At 41.0% G+C, this 3,091-nt stretch carries 1 protein-coding gene; it reads left to right on the top strand.

All coding sequences use genetic code 11. The features are described 5' to 3' along the window. On the top strand, window positions 1-2,919 hold a 2,919-nt coding region (locus tag HT671_RS11690; RefSeq protein ID WP_240153273.1), incomplete at its 5' end, for a DUF1542 domain-containing protein. Window positions 2,920-3,091 lie beyond the last annotated feature (172 nt).

Raw genomic sequence — 3,091 nt, 5'->3', positions numbered from 1 at the left:
CTAACAGCTGAAGAAAAAGCGAAAGTTAAAGCAGAAGCTCAAGCTCGAGCAGCCGAAGCGAACCAGGCCATTGATGCTCAACCAGATGTAACCACAACACCAGAGGAATCAAGGAAGGTTCAAGGAGCAGTAGATAGTGCTAAGGAACACGGTGTAGCAGCGATTAAAGCTGTGAATCCAGAAACAACAACTAAAGCTGCAGCCAAGAAAGCTATTGATGATAAGCTAGCTGAACAACTAAAAGCCATTGAAAACACACCAGATGCCACGGATGAAGAAAAAGCTGAAGCTGCTGAAAAAGCGACAGCCTTAGCCAAAGAAGCTAAGCAAGCAATTGATATTGCTAGAACAGATTCAGAGGTTAAGAAACTTCAAGATGATGCAAATGCTGAAATAGGGAAAGTTTTACCTGTTGTAGAAGATAAACCAAATGCTCGTAAAGCCATTGATGAGCAAACAAAAGCGAAGAAAGAAGAGATTGACGCGCGTACTGACTTATCTCCTAAAGCGAAAGAGAATCTTAAAGATAAAGCAGATCAAATAGCAGCCGAAGCTAAGAAATTAGTAGATGCTGCGAATAAAGAAGCAGATGTTAATAAGATTCAAGACGCGGATAAATCGGCAATTAGAGCAGTTGGGGATATTAACAGACCAATTGATAAAGCGCTAGTTAATGATCCAGCCAACCTAAAAGCTGAGGAAAAAGCTAAAATCTTAGAAGAAGTGAGGAAAGTGAACCCAACAGCCAAAGAGGTTAAATATAACGACGCTGGAAATATTGAAGTTACTACAGCAAATGGTGATAAGGGAATCATTAATCCAACTGATTTGGTGAAAACGTTGGAGAATCTAGATAATGGTAAAGGTGGAAACGATATTAACAAACCACTTGATAAAGTTATCATCAAGGATAAATCGATGTTGACAGAGTCAGAAAAAGCTCAAATTATTGCTGCTGTTAAGTCTGTAAATCCAAATTCTATTGTGCTACTCGATGCAGACGGAACTGTTTCAGTGTCTACACCAGAAGGTCAGACTGCAACGATTCCATCAACTGAGTTAGTGAGAACTAAGGAAGATACAGCTAAATCTGACGCAGGAAATGGTGAAATTGTTAAACCAGCAGATAAAGTGGTTGGTGAACCGACTGATTCAGCTGCACAAGCCAAAGTAGAAGAAAAATTAAGAAAACTCAATCCTGAGGCTAAATCTGTTAAATTTGATGATAAAGGTAACGCTACTGTTACTTTAAATGATGGAACTGTGGCAACAATTCCATGGAAAGATTTATTCAAATCACCGGAAGATGCAACTAAACCAAACGCAGGCAACGACATCGTTAAGCCGGCGGATAAGACGGTTGTAGCGAACTCAGACAAGTTGACAGTTGCAGAGAAGAAAGCTATTGAAGAGAAGGTTAAAGCAGTTAACCCAGGAGCGACTGTAGTAGTGGACGATAAAGGAAATGCCACAGTCACAACACCAGAAGGTAAGACAGCCGTTATTCCAGCAACAGACTTGACGAAGTCAGCAGCAGATGCAGCTAAACCAAATGCAGGCAATGATGTCAATACACCAGCAGCTAAAACTGTAGCAGCGAACCTAGACAAGTTGACAGACGCAGAGAAGAAAGCTATTGAAGAGAAGGTTAAAGCAGTCAACCCAGGCTCAACTGTAGTAGTAGACGATAAGGGTAATGCTACAGTTACAACACCAGAAGGTAAGACAGCGGTCATTCCAGCCACTGATTTAGTGAAAACACAAGATGATATTACTAAAGAAAATGCAGGCAATGATGTCAATACACCAGCAGCTAAAACTGTAGTAGCAGATCCAGATGCCTTAACTCCAGAAGAGAAGAAAGCTATCGAAGAGAAGGTTAAAGCAGTCAACCCAGGTTCAACTGTAGTAGTAGACGACAAAGGTAATGCAACAGTAACTAAAGCTGATGGTACAGTTCTGAATATTCCAGCTTTAGACCTAGTAATCCCAGCTGGAAACCTAGCTGACGAAGCTAAGACTGCTAAAGTGAAAACACCAGCATTCCGTACATTAGTTGGAAACAAAGATAACTTAACGGAAGATGAAAAAGCAGCAGTTAAGAAAGCAATTGAAGCCGTCAATTCAGGAGCGACTGTAGTAGTAGACGATAAAGGTAACGCCACAGTAACACTAGATGGAAATACAGTATCGATTGCAAAAGACCAATTAGTGAAAACAGAAAGTGATGTAACAGCTAAGAATAGCGGAGATAACATCAACCTTGACTTTGAAAAAGAAACAGTAGCAGACTTTACTAACTTAACAGATTCAGAAAAAGAAGCTGCAAAAGCTAAGATTAAAGCAGCAAATGCTGATGTAGTAGATGTTCTCTTTGACAAGGCAGGAAATGCAACTGTTGTAACTAAAGATGGCAAAGTTTTAGCAATTACCGCTGAAGCTATCTTTAAACAAGCTCCTTCAGCTCAAAATAACGGAGCTACTAACACTGAAGCAAAAGTGGATAAAGCTAAGTTAGCAGATGCTATTCGTCAGTTAGAAGGACTAATCATCCAAGAATCAACTAAGCTTGATGCAGAAACTGCAAAAGCAGCGACTGACTTATTGGCAGACGCTAAGAAAGTATTTGCCAATGCAGATGCAACTCAGGCAGATGTGGCTGCAACGGTTAAACGTATCGAAGACTTCCTGGCGAAAGTTTCTCCAGCAACTAATCATGCAAGTCCAGCTAAGGACCAAGCTGCTCAAACACCAGCTGTAGCTCCAGCTCAAGCAGCAACAAACGTGCGTACAGTCGCTAAAGAGTTGCCAAATACAGGTACAGCAGATTCTACTGTAGCTATGGTAGCAGCTGCCGCAAGTGCCTTACTTGGTCTTGGTCTTGCAGGTCGTCGTCGTAAAGAAGACGAAGAAGCTTAATTGGTAGATGGTTTGATACTTATCGAATAATAAATCCAATTTTCAAAGCTTAACAAGTACCTCTCATAAGAAAATCTCCTAGCAGGAAAGCCTGCTAGGAGATTTTTGCATTTCAGGAAGTGGACGGCTGGCTTGTAAGCGCGTCATAACAAGGGTAAGCGCGTCATAACAA

This window comes from Streptococcus sp. 2741, from assembly GCF_013276315.1.
In the GTDB taxonomy this organism is placed as follows: domain Bacteria; phylum Bacillota; class Bacilli; order Lactobacillales; family Streptococcaceae; genus Streptococcus; species Streptococcus pseudopneumoniae.
Note: the sequence above shows the minus strand (reverse complement) of the source record. Positions and strands in the feature narration are given on the sequence as shown.